Genomic DNA, 15,131 nt, shown 5'->3' on the forward strand with positions numbered 1-15,131 from the left:
CCCCTCAAGGGGGAAGATTGGCAGCTTCGCCGGTAGCGCTTCTTCTGAGATTGGCGAAAGCCGAAGCGACATCCAATCTCCCCCTTGAGGGGCAGATGTCCGGTAGGACAGAGGGGGTACTGTCCCGCCGACCTAGGTCTGTATTGCCCCTCGGACTACCGCCTTACCCGCGATTTCAGCCAGCGGTCGAAGGCCACGGCGAGGATCAGGATCAGGCCGATGACGATGCTTTGCGTGTAGGACGAGACGTTGTTGAACTGCAGCCCGTTCTGCAGCACGCCGATCAGTGCCGCACCCACCACCGTGCCGCCGACCGAGCCAATGCCGCCGAACAGCGAGGTGCCGCCGATGACCACCGCCGAGATCACGGTCAGCTCGTAGCCGATGCCGGCGACGGCTTCCGAGGAATTGAGCCTGGCCGATAGCACGAAGGCGGCAAGGCCGGCGAAGAAGCCGACGATGATGTAGACCGAGATCAGGATGCGGTCGACGCGCAGGCCGGACAGCCGCGCCGCCTCGGCATTGCCGCCGACGGCGTAGACGGCGCGGCCGTAGCGCGTGTAGCGCAGGACGATGTGGCAGAGGATCGCCGCCGCCGCGAAGATGATCGCCGGCACCGGCACCGGGCCGATCAGCCCGGTGCCGAACCAGCGCATCGAAGCGTCGAAGCCGGAGATCGGGCCGCCATTGGAGATCGTCAGCGTCAGGCCGCGAAAGACGGTGAGGCCGCCGAGCGTGACGACGAAGGGCGGCACTTTCAGCCGGGTGATGGCAAAGCCCTGGACGCCGCCGGCCAGGGCGCCGACGACGACGGCAGCCAGAAGGGCGGCGAACCAGCCATAGCCTTGTGCGCCGGACGTCGACAGCGACAGCGTGTTGGCGGTGCCGCCCTTGGCCACCACCGCCGCGACCATGCCGCAGAAAGCCAGCAGCGAGCCGACCGACAGGTCGATGCCGGCGGTGAGGATGACGAAGGTCATGCCGAGCGCGATCAGCCCGGTGATCGAGATCTGCCGCATGATGTTGAAGATGTTGATCGGGTCGATGAAGCTCGGCTTCAGCACGGTGAAGACGACGATCAGCAGCGCCAGGAACATCAGCGGTCCGAAGCTCATCAGCAGGCGCGCGACATTGATGCCGCCGCGCTGGCTCTGTTCGGTCGTGCTGGTCATTGCGTCGCTTCCTGCGTTTGATCGAGCGCCATCAGTTCCATCAGTTTTTCCTCGGTCGCCTCGATGCCTGGCATCTCGCCGGTGATGCGGCCGCGCCGCATGGTGACGATCCTGTCCGACACCGCAAGCACTTCGGGCAATTCCGACGAGATCATCATGATGGCGATGCCGCGCCCGGCGAGCTGCACCAGGATCTGGTGCACCTCGGCCTTGGCGCCGACATCGACGCCGCGCGTCGGCTCGTCGACGATCAGCACCTTGGGGTCGCGCGCAAGCCAGCGGGCGAGGATGACCTTCTGCTGGTTGCCGCCGGATAGCCCCTCGATGGGCTGCTCGGGCGAGGCCATGCGGATCGACAGCGTTTTTCTGTAGCTCGCCAGCGCCTGGCGCTCGCGGCGCTCGGCCATGAAGCCGAGAGCGTTGGAGTAGCGGCCGAGCGCTGCGACGGAAAAGTTGGTGAGAATGCCGAGCGCGGCGAAGATCGCCTGATGCTTGCGGTCTTCCGGCACCAGGCCGATGCCGAGGGCGATGGCGTCGGCGGGTGTTTCAGGCGCGATCGTCTTGCCGTCGAGGGCGATGGTGCCGGCGGCGATGCGGTCGGCGCCGAAGATGGCGCGGGCAAGCTCGGTGCGGCCGGAGCCGACGAGGCCGGCGACGCCGAGGATCTCGCCCGCCTTGAGGTCGAGATCGATGCCTTCGAGCACGATGGCGTGCGGCGCCTGCGGATCGCGCACCGTGCGCAGGCCGCGCACGGAAAGCCTGACGTCGCCGGCGACATCGCGCAGCGTCGGCCTGGCATAAAGCTCGGACGCGGCGCGGCCGACCATTTTCTCGATGATTTTCGGCAGCTTGATCGGCCCGCCATCGCGGTCGAGATGGCCGGCCAGCCTGCCGTCGCGCAGAACCGTCATGCGGTCGCAGATCGCGGAGGCCTCTTCCAGCCGGTGGGTGACGAACATGATGGCGACGCCGTCCTTGCGCAGCCGGCCCATGATCGACATCAGTTTTTGCACTTCGGTTTCGGTCAGCGCCGAGGTCGGCTCGTCCATGATGATGAGCCGGCTCTTCAGCGACAGCGCGCGGGCGATCTCGACCAGCTGCTGCTCGGCCACCGACAGCGCAGACACCGGCGTCGCCGGGTCGAGGTCAAGGCCGACGCGGGCGATGATCGCGCGCGAGTCTACCTCCATCTTCCGCCAGCTGACCAGGCCGAAGCGCCCGAGCGGCGCGCGGCCGATAAAAATATTCTCAGCCACGGTCAGCGTCGGGATCAGGCTCAGTTCCTGGTAGATGGTGACGATGCCGAGGCGCTTGGCATCCTGCGGATTGTGCGGATTGAATTCTACGCCGTCGAAGACGATGCGGCCGCTGGACGGCGGCATCACGCCGGACAGGATCTTGAGCAGCGTCGACTTGCCGGCGCCGTTCTCGCCGAGCAGGCCGAGGATTTCGCCGGGCCGAACCTCGAGCGAGACATCGCTCAGCGCGGTGACGCCGGCAAAACGCTTGGTCACGCCCTCGACGGCGAGGAGGGGGGTATTGGGCGACGCAGTGGCTTCGGCTGGCAAAAGCTTTTCCCTCGATGCAGTTGTTCACGCCGCGCTTGAACACCCCCTCTGTCCTGCCGGACATCTCCTCCTCAAGGGGGGAGATCGGATGTCATGGCCGCTTTCGCTAATCTTCGGCGTTGAAGAAAGGGCGACGCGTTGAAACTGCCAATCTCCCCCCTTGAGGGGGAGATGGCCGGCAGGCCAGAGGGGGGTGCTGTCCCACCGGCCTCGCCAATTGGCCTACTTCGTCTCGCCCAGCCTTTCCGCCTTGTCGAGATTGTCCTTGCCGATGACGATCGGCGTCAGCAGCACAAGCTTTTCCTTCGGCTCGGTCTTGTCCCTGGCATAGGCGACGGCGATCTGCACCGCAGTGCGCGACTGCTCGCCGGGGAACTGTTCGACGGTGCCGGCCAGCTTGCCGTCGCGCACGGCGACCAGCGCTTCGGGAAGCGCATCGAAGCCGTAGATCTTGACGTCGGTGAAGTTGCGCGCCGCGCAGGCTTCGACCGCGCCCAGCGCCATGTCGTCATTGGCGCAGATGATCGCGTCGGGCTTGCCGTTGGCGGCCAGGCCGGCCTCGGTGACCGAGAGCGCCTCGGCGCGGGCGAAATTGGCGGTCTGCTCGAAGATGATCTGGTACTTGTCCTTCATCGGGTCGAGAACGTTGTGCACGCCCTTGTTGCGGTCGATCGCCGGCCCGGCACCTGGCTGGCCCTGCAGATGGAAGATCTTGGCGCCGTTCGGGAAAGCCGCCACCATGGCCTGCGCTTCGGCCTCGCCGCCCTTGACATTGTCGGCGCCGACATGGGCGAGGATGCCTTCGACCCCGTCGACGCGGCGGTCGATGGTGACGACGGGGACGCCGGCCTGGATCGCTTGCTCGATGGCCGGGGCCAGCGCGTTGACGTCGAGTGGCGAGATGACGATGGCGTTGACCTTCTGCACGAGCGCTGCCTCGATATCGGCGGTCTGCTTGGGCGCCGAGTTCTGGCCGTCGCTTTCGACAAGATTGACGCCCTGCGCCTGAGCTTCCGCCTTGATCTGGTTCAGCATGTGCACGAAGAACGGAAAGCCGAGGCTCGGCACCGAACCAAGAATGGTCAGCTTGTCCTGGGCGAAAGCCAGTTGCGGAGCGGCCAGCGCCATCGTGCCCATCGCCACGGACGACAGCAGGAATTCACGTCTGTTGATCAATTTAGTCTCCTCCCACATGAGCGCATGAACCCGAAAACCGGTTCCGGTTTTCCGAAAATTCCTGCGTCGATCCAGAAATGGAGTGTCCTTTGAGCGCCCAAGGGGACGCAACGGCGCTCCAGCCGGTCCACCGCGACGTTCTCCTCCGCTCGGCGCCGGCGGGCGGATGCTAGCCAAGGCCGGAGATTTGCGCAAGAACGGGCGGATCCGACACAGGGCCGCGTCACGCGCCCAACGCTCCGATGCTGCTCATGGTGTTGTCGGCAATAGTGCGTCCGGCAATTGCGCTTCATCCCATCCGGCCAACTCGAGACCGGATCGTATCCGCTCCCGATCTTCCGAGCGCATCATATGAAGGTCCGCCATGATTTCCTGCACGGTCAGGCCGGGGTTTAGCCGACGGCCCTCCCTGGTGCAGGCCGTTGCCTTGTCGATATTGCCGTCAAGCGCGTGACAAGCCGCTAGCCGCGACCATTGCCAGGCACTCTTTCGCGGAAGGCAGGAAAAAGACGTGGCCGCTTCCGGGTAGCGGCCAACGACAAGCAGGGCCTCACCCCGGTCGTAATAATACCAGGCGGGATGCATCGGATTGAGTTGGATCGCCTGGTCCAGCAGCACCAGGCCGGCCTCGCCATGGCCGCGTATGACCTCGAAGAAGCCCGTCTGGGCCAACGTGTCGGCATCATAGGGGTTCAGATCCAACGCGCGCGCGAAATGGCGTGCGGCGGCGTCGAATTCGGCCAGGTAGAGGAGGATCAACGCCAGGATGCGATGGCAGCGTGCCTCGTCTGGGCTGAGTGCAGTGGCGTGCAACGCCCGGTCCCGCGCCTGATCGAGCAAGGCGCGGGGCGCACCGCCATAGCCGCCTATGATTGTGTCCGCCAAGGCGAGATAGGCGTGAGCGAGCCCCGAATCCGGATCGCGTTCGAGCGCCTTCAGCAAATGTTCGCGGGCCTGCTGGTTGACACCCTCGCCATAGCTGCGCAGCAGTGCCATGCCGCGCAGGATATGGACGTAGGCCTCAATGTTGGCGGCGGGCGCGGGGGACATGCGCCGCATCGCCGCGCTCTCGATGTTGGCGACCAGCGCGGTCGCGATCCGTTGCGCCACCATCCTTTGAAAGACGAAGATATCGCTGGTCCTGAACGAGGCTGATCCAGTAGCCTGGCCCGGATTTCGTTCCCCATTCGAGCCCCGTCAGCGGCGCGACCATGAGCCCCGCGATCAGGCAGCGCATGCCCACGGCGCTGAGCGGATCGAGATGATCCAGCACAGTCTTCTGCGCAACATTGCCGAAGCCCCAAAAGGCAGCGGCAAGCAGAAGCAGACAGTTGGCCTGCACCTTCGACATATCGATGTCTCGGCAAAGCTTGCGCCGCAAAGGGCGGATCGCTGGTTGCTAGCGGGCGGCGAGCTTGTCCCACCGCTTGCAATACAGGCGCACGCCGACGGGCATGATCTCATAGCCGGCGTCATTCAACTGGAGCTTCATCTCCTCGAAATGCCGCTTTGAGCCGCTGACGATCGATTCAGGCGTGTAGTCCCAGCCGTTGCGGGCGGCATTGGCCAGGATGTCGGCATAGAGGCGCATGCTCGTGATTTTCACATCCGATTCCAGCACCTGCCTGCATCCTCTAGCGAACGACGGCGACTGGGCGGCGGAAAAACTCAAGATCGTGCATGCCAGCATTATCGAAACAGGACGCATGGAAAACTCCCCCGGATTGCCGCTTTTTGCGGCAAACGACCTTGCAATTTGTGCGCCTGCGACGGGATCGGGCAGATGCAGTATTCGGCCTCCTGCATTTGTAGTATTCTATCCTGGGACGGGTTCCACCATGACGGTCAATGACGCTTCGAAAGCGCAGACGCTCGATGCCTTGTCGGGTCGCGAGCGCGCGGTCGCGGAAAAATTCGCAACCGGCATGACCTATCGCGAAATCGGCAATGCACTTTTCATTGCCCCGACCACTGTTCGCACCCACCTTGCGGCCATCTACGAAAAACTTGGCGTGCGCACCAAGATCGGGCTCGCGGCGTATTTTGCCGGCGCTTCCGGCGCTCGGCCGGGAGGGCAGTCACCCCCGTCGGACGCTCCGCCGGTGCTCGCCATATTTCCGATTGAATGCCTGAATTCCGAAGAGCGCTGGCGCCGCTTTGCCGACGGCCTGTCGTCAGACATCACCATCAACCTGGCGCGATACGCTGGCTTGCCTGTCATCGCGTTCCACACGATGAAATCGCTGGGCAGCAAGCCGGCCGATTTCGCGGCGGACGGCAAGGCGCTCGGCGCCACCTATTTCGTATCGGGCCAGTTGCGTGCGGACGACCAGAGGATTCGCTTGACGATAGAACTTGCCGATGCCCGTAGCGGCGTCGACCTGTGGAGGGAGCGTTACGACCGCCCGGCCGAGGACATTTTCGCGCTGCAGGACAGCCTGGCCGAAAGCATCATCAACGTGTTCGCCGGCAGTTATGGAACGCTGGCCACGGTCGGCCGCAATGCGGTTCGCCGCAAGCCGCTGGCCAGCTTGCGGGCCTACGATTTTTATCTGCTTGCCCTCGAACAGCACACCATGTTCAGCCGCGCCAGCAATGCCGAGGCGATCCGCTTGTTTTCGCGCGCGCTGGAGCTTGATCCTACCTTCGCCAACTGCTGGGCCGAACTCGCCTACGCCTATTCGATCGAGGCCTGCAACGGCTTTGGCGACGACGTGCTGACGTCGATCGAGAACGGGTGGATCACGGCCGAAAACGCCTTGCGTCTCGACCCGACGGACAGCTGCGCTCACGCATGCCTTGGCAATGTCAGGGCATGTCTTGGCGATCTCGAAGGAGCGGAGCGCGCGCACCGGCGCGCTCTCGAATACGGCTCCAACCACGCCGGCATACTGCTGCTGCTCGCCGGCAGCAAAGCGCTTGTCACCGGCGATCCAGCCGAGGCGATCCCGCTCATCGAGCGTGCCATGCGCCTTAATCCATTGGCCCCGCCCTGGTATTTCGGCATGCAAGGCCGCATCCTGTTTGCCGCCGGCAGGCATCGCGAAGCTGTCGCGGCGCTCCGCAGGAGTTCGCCGGAGTCGCCGGACGTGCTGATGTTCCTGGCACTTTCGCATGTTGCCATGGGCGAGACCGGCGAGGCGGCGCGCGCCGCGGCCCGCTTGAGAGCCGAATTTCCAGGCTTTTCGGTCGAACGCTTCATCGCAGGCTATCCGGTGACCAACCGGGACGCCTTGCTTGCCATCCGCCACGCTGCCGAACTGGCGAAGCTGCCGTAGTTGATGCATGCAGGAGTCGGTGCCGGCTCGCCCGATCGATGCCGGCCGATCAGGCGGATGTTGCCGCCCTGCACAAGCACCAAATGGGCACGGCGCCATGCGGTAGGCCTCGCCGAAATGATATCCGCCTCAGCCCACTTTCGCCTTCTTCAGCACATCGTTGACCCTGGCCTGCCAGCCCTTGCCGGTTGCTTTGAACTTCTCGATCACCGCCGGTTCAAGCCGGATGGAAATCTGCGGGACGGCGACAGGTGGGCGCCCCCGGCCGCGCTTGATGCTCTCGGCCAGATCGGGAAACGCTTCGGCAAAAGGTTTGCCCTTGGCGATCTGCTCGCCGGTCAATTCCGGGCTGTCGGCATCGTCCCAGTCTTCCTTGGTGTAACCCCGACCGGGAACGAACCCTTCATGCGGTTCTTGCGGGTCCTGTCAAAAGGCTCCTTTCCCTGCTGCTGGCGGGACGATAATGGGAGAGTCAACCATTATTCGTGATACAAAAAAGAAGTTTCGTGATGCAAGCCCGTTTCAGTGGTTGTTCACTTGCGAAGGACAACCCAAAAGGCAGACATGGCACGGTGCTAGGCTCGTTTCGGCACGACACCGCGATCGTCCAGGGCCGTTCGCGCCCACTGAAAAATTGACACAACCGTCTGTCTCGGCCATCCTTATGCCAGCCGTCTTCTCCTGCGGCGGCGTGTGTATGAGCAGTCCATGGCCAGTTCCGTCACCAGCCAGAATTCCAAGCGTGCCGCGGTGCGCAAGGCGCTCGACCGCCACAAGATCTATATCACCGCACAAAGTTTTTCCGCCGGTGCCTACAAGGCGCGTGTCCTCGTCGACGGCGAGGCTTATTGGGTCGACGAATTCCGGCTGAGCCAGCTCCAGCAGGGTCTGTCGCCGGCCGAGCTCGAACTGACGCCGGCCACCGACGATTGAGCCCGTGTGACCTCTCGTCATTCCAGGGCGGAGCAGAAGCGAAGCGACGTCGCGGAGACCCTGCCGTGACCTGTGAGCGCCGCTGCGATGGAATTTTGATGCTGGCGGGACAGCGCCCCCCTCTGTCCTGCCGGACAGTCCGGCAGGACAGAGGGGGGCGCGAAGGAACGAGGCGCTCGTTGCTCTTGCCCACCACCGCCTAGCCCCATGCCAGATCCCTCCAAACTCAAGGCCTATCGCGCCAAGCGCGAATTCAGCAAGACGCCGGAGCCCGCCGGCGGGCCGGTTGCCGCAGAAGGCAATCGCTTTGTCGTGCACAAGCATCACGCTACTGCCGACCATTACGATCTTCGCCTGCAGGTCGGCGATGTGCTGAAGAGCTGGGCGGTGCCTCGCGGCCCGTCGCTCAATCCGGCCGACAAGCGGCTGGCGGTCGAGACCGAGGACCATCCGCTTGAATATATCGACTTCGAAGGCGTCATCCCCGAGGGCGAATATGGCGGCGGGCCGATGATCGTCTGGGACACCGGCGTCTGGGCGCCGATGGACGAAGTCGAAAAGAGCTTGCGCACCGGCTCGTTCAAATTTCGTCTCGCCGGCGAGAAGCTGAATGGCGGCTGGATGCTGACCAGGCTGAAACCGAAGCCCGGCGAGGATGAAGGCAAAAAGAACTGGCTGCTGTTCAAGGAGCGCGACCTCGCCGCCGACGCCAAGCTCGACATACTGGAAGCCCGGCCGGAAAGCGTCAAATCCGGCCGTCGCATCGAGGAGCTGGTGGCAACCCCGAAGCCTGCCGCAAGGCCTGCGAAACCGGTGGCATTGAAACCCGGTGCGCTGCCGGGTGCGGTCAAGGCGCCGCTGCCTTCCCGGATCGAGCCGCAGCTGGCCACGCAGGTTCCGAAGCCGCCGGGCGGCGAAGGCCCCGCGAGCCGCACGGGCGAAATCTGGCTGCACGAGATAAAATTCGACGGCTACCGCACCACGGCGCATCTGGCCGACGGCGCGGTCAAATTGATCACCCGCGCCGGCCTCGACTGGACCAGGCGCTATGGCGACCTGCCGCTCGCCTTTGCCAGGCTGCCCTGCCGCGATGCAATCATCGACGGCGAGGTCGTTGCGCTCGACGCGAGGGGTATCAGCCGCTTTGCCCTTTTGCAGGAGGCGCTGGCCGAGGGCGCCGGCAACAAGCTCCACTTCTATGCCTTCGACCTGTTGTATCTCGATGGCTGGGACCTGACAAAAGCGCCGCTCGGCCGGCGCAATGCGCTGCTGTCGCAATTGCTGTCCGGCCTGGGCGCCAACTCCGCCATCCAGTTCTCGGACCATGTCGAAGGCGATGGCCAGGCGCTCTACGACCAGGCCTCCGAGATGGGGCTGGAAGGAATCGTCTCCAAACGCGCCACCGCGATCTACCAGAGCGGCCGCACCAAGACCTGGACCAAGACCAAGGCGCTGAAGACCGGCGATTTCGTCATCGCCGGCTACACCACCTCCGCTGCAGCCGAGGGGCTGGCCGCGCTCGGGCTCGGCGAATTCGAGGATGGCGAGTTGCACTATCGCGGCAAGGTCGGCACCGGCTTCGACGCCGCCACCGCGACCGCGTTGCTGGCCCGGCTGGAGCCGCTGCGCGCCGGCGCGTCTGCACCCGAAGGCGTTCCACGCGAGATCATGCGCGAGATGAACTGGGTGCGGCCGCTGCTTTCGGCCCATATCCACTATGCCAACCGGACCACCGATAATGCGCTGCGCCATGCCGTGTTCCGCGGGCTGCGCGACGTCGGCCTGTCGACGCCTGTATCGGCCAAGCGCAAGCGGCTGATCGCCGAGGCCGACCTCGCCACGATCTGGGTGACCAACCCGACGCGGCGGCTGTTCGGCAGAACCGGACCGACCAAGCTCGATATCGCCGTCTACTACGCGCTGGTCGGCGACTTCATGCTGCCGCACATTTTGGGCCGCCCGGTGTCGCTGGTGCGCTGCCCGACCGGCAAGCCGCAGGACTGCTTCTTCCAGCGCCATGCCTTCACCGGCATGCCGAAATCGGTGGCGACTTTTGAGGCGACCAATTCCGAGGGCGAGACCAAATCCTACCTGTCGGTCGAGGACGCCAAGGGCTATCTGGCGCTGGCGCAGTTCGGCGTCGTCGAGTTCCACACCTGGGGCACCCATCGCACGCGGCTCGACAGACCGGACCTGATCGTCTTCGACCTCGATCCGGGCGAGGGGGTTAGCTGGCGCGAGGTGGTCGAGGCGGCGGTGCATATCCGCGCCGAACTGGAGGCGATGGGGCTGGTGCCGTTTGCCAAAACCTCGGGCGGCAAGGGCATCCACATATCAGTGCCGGTGACGCAAAAACAGAACTGGAAAAAACTGCACCAGGCGACCAGCGCCATCTCCTCGGCATTGGCCGCCACGGCGCCCGACACCTTCACCACCACCATGGGCAAGGACAACCGCAAGCGGCGCATCTTCATCGACTTTCATCGCAACGCGCGCGGCCACACTTCGGCGGCACCCTATTCGCTGCGTGCCCGCACAAACCTGCCGGCCTCGACGCCGGTAAGTTGGTCCGATTTGGAATCCATCGACGCTCCGGAAGATTTGAATTATTCTTCACTGCCGGGGCTTCTGGCCACCTCCGGCGATCCCTGGGCCGACATGGAAGATTTCGCTAGGGATTTGCCGGTATTGTGAGGGCGATGTAGGTTTTGCGCAGCGTCGTTCGTCCTTTGGACGAAGCGCTGCGAAAAGTTCGACAGTGCACGGCCGCGTAGGAGAGTTTCATGGCGCCCAGGGCAAGTTGGAAAGGTTACCTCAAGCTCAGTCTCGTCAGCTGTCCGGTCCGGCTGTATCCGGCGACGAGTGCCAGTGAGCGGATCAGCTTCAACCAGCTGCACAAGGACACCCACAACCGCATCAACATGAAGCCGGTCGATCCCGAGCTCGGGCTGGTCGAGCGCTCGGATCTGGTCAAGGGCTACGAATACGAGGACAAGCAGTACATCATCATCGACGATGCCGACCTCGAGGCGGTGCGCATCGAATCCAACCACACGATGAATATCGAAGCCTTCGTCGACGAGCATTCGGTCGACGTCATCTATCAGGACGCGCCCTACTACCTGGCGCCGGATGGCGCCATGGCCGAGGAAACCTTCGCCGTGCTGCGCGAAGCGATGCGCAAGTCCGGCAAGCTGGCGATCGCGCGGCTGGTGCTGTCCAGCCGCGAGCGCGTGGTGACGATCGGCGCGCGCGAGAACGGCATGTTCGTCTGCACCTTGAGGAACCCGAACGAAGTGCGCGGCACGGCTGAATATTTCGGCAACATCCCGGCCGGCAAGCCCGACCCCGAAATGCTGCAGCTTGCCGAAGCGCTGATCAAGCAGAAGGAAACCACCTTCGATCCGAAGAACTACGAGGATCGCTATGAGATCGCGCTGATGGCGATGATCCGCGAGAAGCTCAAGGGTCACAAGCCGATCATCGCGGCAGCGCCCGAGCGCGGCAATGTGATCAATCTGATGGATGCGCTGAAGGCCAGCCTGTCGCAGTCGGCCAAGCCGCCGGCCAAGAGCAAGAGCAAGGCCGATGAAGCGGCGAAACCGGCAACGAAATCCGCCAGGGGCGGCGCCGGCGCGGCCAAGGAAAATCCGCTCAAGGCCAATCTGCTCAAGGCCGTCGGCAAGAGCAAAGGGTGACAGCGCCCACCGGTATGATTTCCGGCAGCGTCTTCGGCGCGATCGGCGCGCTGGCGGCGTTCCCGCTGAGGCTGGCGGCGCGTGAAGTCGAGCGCCGGCAGGGCCAGTTGCGACGCGGCGTCAACAGGCGCACCAGCCATGTCGTGTTCGGCCGCACGCTTCTGGCCAAGGCCGGGGATGCCGAGATCGAGCGCCGCGTCGCCGCCGAGCGTGCGGCCGGGCGCAAGCTGATCAGCGAAAACGGTTTTTTGCGCCTGCTCGGGCTGATCAAGGCGCCGGAGGCTTCGGCGCTGCCGAGGCAGTCGCTCATTGACCAGTCGCGGCTTGCCGCCGCCAACCTCGACCTGTTGTCGCTTTTCGATGCCTTCGAGCATGATGGCGAACCCTATTCGTTTCGCGACCTGATCCTGGCCCGCAAATATGCCGGGCTGATTGCCGGCGGCGCCTCGTGGGGGGCGATCGCGCGCTCGGTGCACCGCTGCGGTCCGATCGCCTCGCTGACCGCCAAGTCGCTGAATGTCGGCTCGCAGCATGGGCGTGCCGATCAGATCTACCTCGAGGGCGGCCAGAGCGAACTCGACGGCCAGCTGCTGTTCGATTTGGGGTCGCCGGATGACGACACGCTGGAAGAACTGTTCGCCGACGCCGAAGCCGCGGAAGAGGCTGAAGACCACGAGCAGGCGGCAGCACTCTACCAGCGCTGCCTGGCCATCGATTCGGGCGATGCGATCGCCGCCTTCAACCGCGCCAACTGCCTGCGCGCCGCCGGACGCGCGGCCGAGGCGGCGCACGACTATGCCCGCGCCATCAAGTGTGACCCCGGCTTTGTCGAGGCCTGGTTCAATTTGGCCGGGCTGATGAGCGATGAGGGTCGCGAGGCCTCGGCGCGGCGGCACCTGCAGAAGGCGATAGCGCTCGACCAAAACTATGCCGACGCGGTGTTCAACCTGGCAAGGCTGGAGTTCGACGCCGGCAACCTCGCCGAGGCGCGGCGGAACTGGTCGCGCTACCTCGAGCTCGACGCCGGCTCCGAATGGGCGCGGATGGCGGCCAAGGGTATTCAGTTCATCGATTTGCAGCTGGCGCGGATCTCGGCGGGGTGAGGGCTCGTTTGGTCGCGCTTGAACACCCCCCTCTGTCCTGCCGGACATCTCCCCCTCAAGGGGGGAGATTGGCTGTCACCGACGGTTTCGCCAACTACCACCGTTGGGGAGTGGGCGGGGAGACGAAGCTGCTAATCTCCCCCCTTGAGGGGGAGATGGCCGGCAGGCCAGAGGGGGGTGGGACGGAACGCGGCCTCTATAAGTGGGATAAGTGGGCCGCCCCATGACCACCTTCCTCTACGACGGCCCAGACACCGCTCCCATCACCATCCTGCTCGCCCATGGCGCCGGCGCGCCGATGGATTCTGCCTCGATGACCGCCACGGCAAAAGCGCTGGCCGAAGCCGGCTTTCGCGTTGCGCGCTTCGAGTTCCACTACATGGCGGCCCGCCGCTACGGCCATCGCAAGCCGCCGCCGCGCGCCGAGACGGTGAACCCGGAATACATCAAGGTGATCGCCGACCTCAGGGCGAAGGGCGTGAACGGGCCGCTCATCATCGGCGGCAAGTCGATGGGCGGCCGCGTCGCTTCGATGATCGCCGACGAGATGTTTTCGAAGGACGAGATTTCAGGGCTGCTTTGCCTCGGTTATCCCTTCCATCCGCCGGGGAAACCGACGCAGCTTCGGACAAAACACCTCGCCGGTCTCAAGACGCCGACATTGATTTTTCAGGGCACACGCGACGAATTCGGCACCAGGGACGAGGTCGCGACCTACGATCTTTCCGACACCATCGAAATGCGGTGGCTGGAAGATGGCGACCACGATTTGAAGCCGCGCAAGAGCATCTCCGGTTTTTCGGCCGCCGATCATCTGAAGGCACTCGCCGATGCGGTGAAGGCGTGGACCGAGCGCATCGTGCGCTGAAGCAGGCCGATGAAGATCGCCACCTTCAACGTCAACAACATCAACGGCCGGCTGCAGAACCTGCTCGCCTGGCTGACTGTCGCCAAGCCCGACATCGTTTGCCTGCAGGAGCTGAAGGCAAGGCAGACGCAGTTTCCCCGCACAGCACTCGCCGCGGCCGGCTATAGCGCGGTTTGGGTGGGACAGCCGACTTGGAACGGCGTCGCCATACTGGCGCGGGGTTCAGAACCCGTTCTGACCCGCGAGGCGCTGCCCGGCGACGACAGCGATAACCAGGCCCGCTACATCGAGGCGGCGGTCAGCGGCATCGTCGTCGCCTGCCTCTATGCGCCGAACGGCAACCCGCAGCCCGGCCCGAAATTCCAGTACAAACTTGCCTGGCACCAACGCCTGAACGCGCATGCGGAAGAACTGTTCGACACCGGCCTGCCGGTGGTGCTGGCCGGCGACTACAACATCGTGCCCGAGCCGCGCGACATCTATCCGACCCGCTCCTATGACGACAACGCGCTGGTGCAGCCGGAAAGCCGGGAAACCTTCGCAGCGCTGCTCGACCAGGGCTGGACCGACGCGCTGCGCAAGAAGCACCCGAAGGAGACGCTCTACACATTCTGGGATTATCGCCGCAACCGCTGGCAGCGCGACGCCGGCCTGCGGCTCGACCATATATTGCTGTCCAAGAAACTGGCGCGCCGGCTGGCCGGGGCAGGCATCGACCGCGACGTCCGCGGCGAGCCCGGCGCCAGCGACCACGCCCCGGTTTGGGTTGAGTTGCGGTGAGGGCGGAGATTGGCCGTCATTGGCGTTTCGCCAATCTTAATCCTTCATGCGCAACCGGTCAGCCCGGTCGCGCGCCTTCGCGGGCGAAGGCCTCGATCAATGGCGTATACCCCTCAAGGTCGGGTTGGTGGCGAAGCTGTGGCTGGCGGCGGTCGTTGCCCAGGGCAGCCTTTCCGACGTGAAGACCTCGACGAAGGGCACATACCAATGATGCTCGTCCAGCATGGTCGCGCGAACATTGACGAAGAAGTCCAGGCCGTGCGGATGGGTGAACATCCAGTTCTTGCAATGCGGGCAGTAGAGTTGCCGGTGCGGGCCATGCATGCCGCCGACCACCGGCTCGCCTTGCGTAACGGTGAAGCCGCTGCTTGGCACCGCCATAGTCAGGGAATAAGCACTCGCGCTCAGCTTCTGACAGCCGGTGCAATGACAGGCAATGGTCAGCAAGGGCGGCGCACTTATGCGAAAGCGTATCCCACCGCACAGGCAGCCGCCTTCCCACGGTAATTTCCACCCATCCATCATTGGCCTCGATCGGTCTTGAGCCCTGCCGAG

Annotated in this window: 13 protein-coding genes and 2 pseudogenes; 7 read left to right on the forward strand and 8 right to left on the reverse strand. The window is 64.4% G+C overall.

The genetic code is table 11. The features are described 5' to 3' along the window. Positions 1-155: 155 nt before the first annotated feature. The 6 genes from AC0L2K_RS17215 to AC0L2K_RS17240 all read right to left on the reverse strand — a co-directional run bounded on the left by AC0L2K_RS17215 (position 156) and on the right by AC0L2K_RS17240 (position 5,522). A complete protein-coding gene (locus tag AC0L2K_RS17215; protein ID WP_023799033.1) occupies positions 156-1,172 on the reverse strand; it encodes an ABC transporter permease in 1,017 nt (338 codons plus the stop codon). Next, on the reverse strand, positions 1,169-2,740 hold the full coding sequence (locus AC0L2K_RS17220; protein ID WP_473531902.1) for a sugar ABC transporter ATP-binding protein: 1,572 nt from the start codon (positions 2,738-2,740) through the stop codon (positions 1,169-1,171). The genes AC0L2K_RS17215 and AC0L2K_RS17220 overlap by 4 nt, the downstream gene beginning before the upstream one ends. Before the next feature lie 222 nt (positions 2,741-2,962). After that, a complete protein-coding gene (locus AC0L2K_RS17225) occupies positions 2,963-3,913 on the reverse strand; it encodes a substrate-binding domain-containing protein (protein ID WP_023799031.1) in 951 nt (316 codons plus the stop codon). Between the two features lie 252 nt (positions 3,914-4,165). Continuing rightward, positions 4,166-4,966 carry a tetratricopeptide repeat protein gene (locus AC0L2K_RS17230; protein WP_473531903.1) on the reverse strand — a complete coding sequence of 267 codons (801 nt, stop codon included), beginning with the start codon at positions 4,964-4,966 and terminating at the stop codon, positions 4,166-4,168. Beyond that, entirely contained in the window at positions 4,938-5,267 is a 330-nt protein-coding gene (locus tag AC0L2K_RS17235) for a DMT family transporter (RefSeq protein WP_473531904.1), read from the reverse strand. Before AC0L2K_RS17235 ends, AC0L2K_RS17230 begins: the two co-directional genes overlap by 29 nt. 48 nt (positions 5,268-5,315) lie before the next feature. Further along, a complete protein-coding gene (locus AC0L2K_RS17240) occupies positions 5,316-5,522 on the reverse strand; it encodes a hypothetical protein (protein ID WP_128171069.1) in 207 nt (68 codons plus the stop codon). A 232-nt stretch (positions 5,523-5,754) separates the two neighbouring features. Between AC0L2K_RS17240 and AC0L2K_RS17245 the strand changes: the two genes are divergently transcribed. Continuing rightward, a complete protein-coding gene (locus AC0L2K_RS17245; protein ID WP_473531905.1) occupies positions 5,755-7,194 on the forward strand; it encodes a LuxR C-terminal-related transcriptional regulator in 1,440 nt (479 codons plus the stop codon). A gap of 129 nt (positions 7,195-7,323) precedes the next feature. On the opposite strand, the pseudogene AC0L2K_RS17250 reads toward AC0L2K_RS17245, so the two are convergent. Beyond that, positions 7,324-7,554, reverse strand: a pseudogene (locus tag AC0L2K_RS17250) (BrnA antitoxin family protein); the annotation flags it as partial. 348 nt (positions 7,555-7,902) lie between these two features. Between AC0L2K_RS17250 and AC0L2K_RS17255 the strand changes: the two are divergent. The 6 genes from AC0L2K_RS17255 (at position 7,903) to AC0L2K_RS17280 (ending at position 14,576) form a co-directional block, all read left to right on the forward strand. Then, on the forward strand, positions 7,903-8,127 hold the full coding sequence (locus tag AC0L2K_RS17255; RefSeq protein ID WP_473531906.1) for a hypothetical protein: 225 nt from the start codon (positions 7,903-7,905) through the stop codon (positions 8,125-8,127). A 207-nt stretch (positions 8,128-8,334) separates the two neighbouring features. Next, the gene (ligD, locus tag AC0L2K_RS17260; RefSeq protein ID WP_473531907.1) at positions 8,335-10,821 is read left to right on the forward strand and encodes a DNA ligase D; all 2,487 of its coding nucleotides are present in this window, start codon (positions 8,335-8,337) and stop codon (positions 10,819-10,821) included. Positions 10,822-10,910: 89 nt separating this feature from the next. Then, the gene (gene ku, locus AC0L2K_RS17265) at positions 10,911-11,825 is read left to right on the forward strand and encodes a non-homologous end joining protein Ku (RefSeq protein WP_287173086.1); all 915 of its coding nucleotides are present in this window, start codon (positions 10,911-10,913) and stop codon (positions 11,823-11,825) included. Between the two features lie 14 nt (positions 11,826-11,839). Next, positions 11,840-12,928 (forward strand): tetratricopeptide repeat protein, encoded by a 1,089-nt coding sequence (locus AC0L2K_RS17270; RefSeq protein ID WP_473531923.1) that lies wholly within the window; start codon positions 11,840-11,842, stop codon positions 12,926-12,928. A 223-nt stretch (positions 12,929-13,151) separates the two neighbouring features. Beyond that, positions 13,152-13,796, forward strand: a complete 645-nt coding sequence (locus tag AC0L2K_RS17275) for an alpha/beta hydrolase family protein (RefSeq protein WP_473531908.1) — start codon at positions 13,152-13,154, stop codon at positions 13,794-13,796. A 9-nt stretch (positions 13,797-13,805) separates the two neighbouring features. Continuing rightward, positions 13,806-14,576, forward strand: a complete 771-nt coding sequence (locus AC0L2K_RS17280; RefSeq protein ID WP_473531909.1) for an exodeoxyribonuclease III — start codon at positions 13,806-13,808, stop codon at positions 14,574-14,576. Positions 14,577-14,634: 58 nt separating this feature from the next. On the opposite strand, the pseudogene AC0L2K_RS17285 reads toward AC0L2K_RS17280, so the two are convergent. After that, positions 14,635-15,098: pseudogene (locus AC0L2K_RS17285) on the reverse strand (GFA family protein). Positions 15,099-15,131 lie beyond the last annotated feature (33 nt).

This window comes from Mesorhizobium sp. WSM4817 (assembly GCF_055811135.1).

Coding starts and splice junctions, on each gene's coding strand:
- AC0L2K_RS17215 (WP_023799033.1), bottom strand. CDS start 1,172: ATGACCAGCACGACCGAACAGAGCCAGCGCGGCGGCATCAATGTCGCG.
- AC0L2K_RS17245 (WP_473531905.1), top strand. CDS start 5,755: ATGACGGTCAATGACGCTTCGAAAGCGCAGACGCTCGATGCCTTGTCG.
- AC0L2K_RS17280 (WP_473531909.1), top strand. CDS start 13,806: ATGAAGATCGCCACCTTCAACGTCAACAACATCAACGGCCGGCTGCAG.
- AC0L2K_RS17270 (WP_473531923.1), top strand. CDS start 11,840: ATGATTTCCGGCAGCGTCTTCGGCGCGATCGGCGCGCTGGCGGCGTTC.
- ku (WP_287173086.1), top strand. CDS start 10,911: ATGGCGCCCAGGGCAAGTTGGAAAGGTTACCTCAAGCTCAGTCTCGTC.
- AC0L2K_RS17275 (WP_473531908.1), top strand. CDS start 13,152: ATGACCACCTTCCTCTACGACGGCCCAGACACCGCTCCCATCACCATC.
- AC0L2K_RS17235 (WP_473531904.1), bottom strand. CDS start 5,267: ATGTCGAAGGTGCAGGCCAACTGTCTGCTTCTGCTTGCCGCTGCCTTT.
- AC0L2K_RS17230 (WP_473531903.1), bottom strand. CDS start 4,966: ATGTCCCCCGCGCCCGCCGCCAACATTGAGGCCTACGTCCATATCCTG.
- AC0L2K_RS17255 (WP_473531906.1), top strand. CDS start 7,903: ATGGCCAGTTCCGTCACCAGCCAGAATTCCAAGCGTGCCGCGGTGCGC.
- ligD (WP_473531907.1), top strand. CDS start 8,335: ATGCCAGATCCCTCCAAACTCAAGGCCTATCGCGCCAAGCGCGAATTC.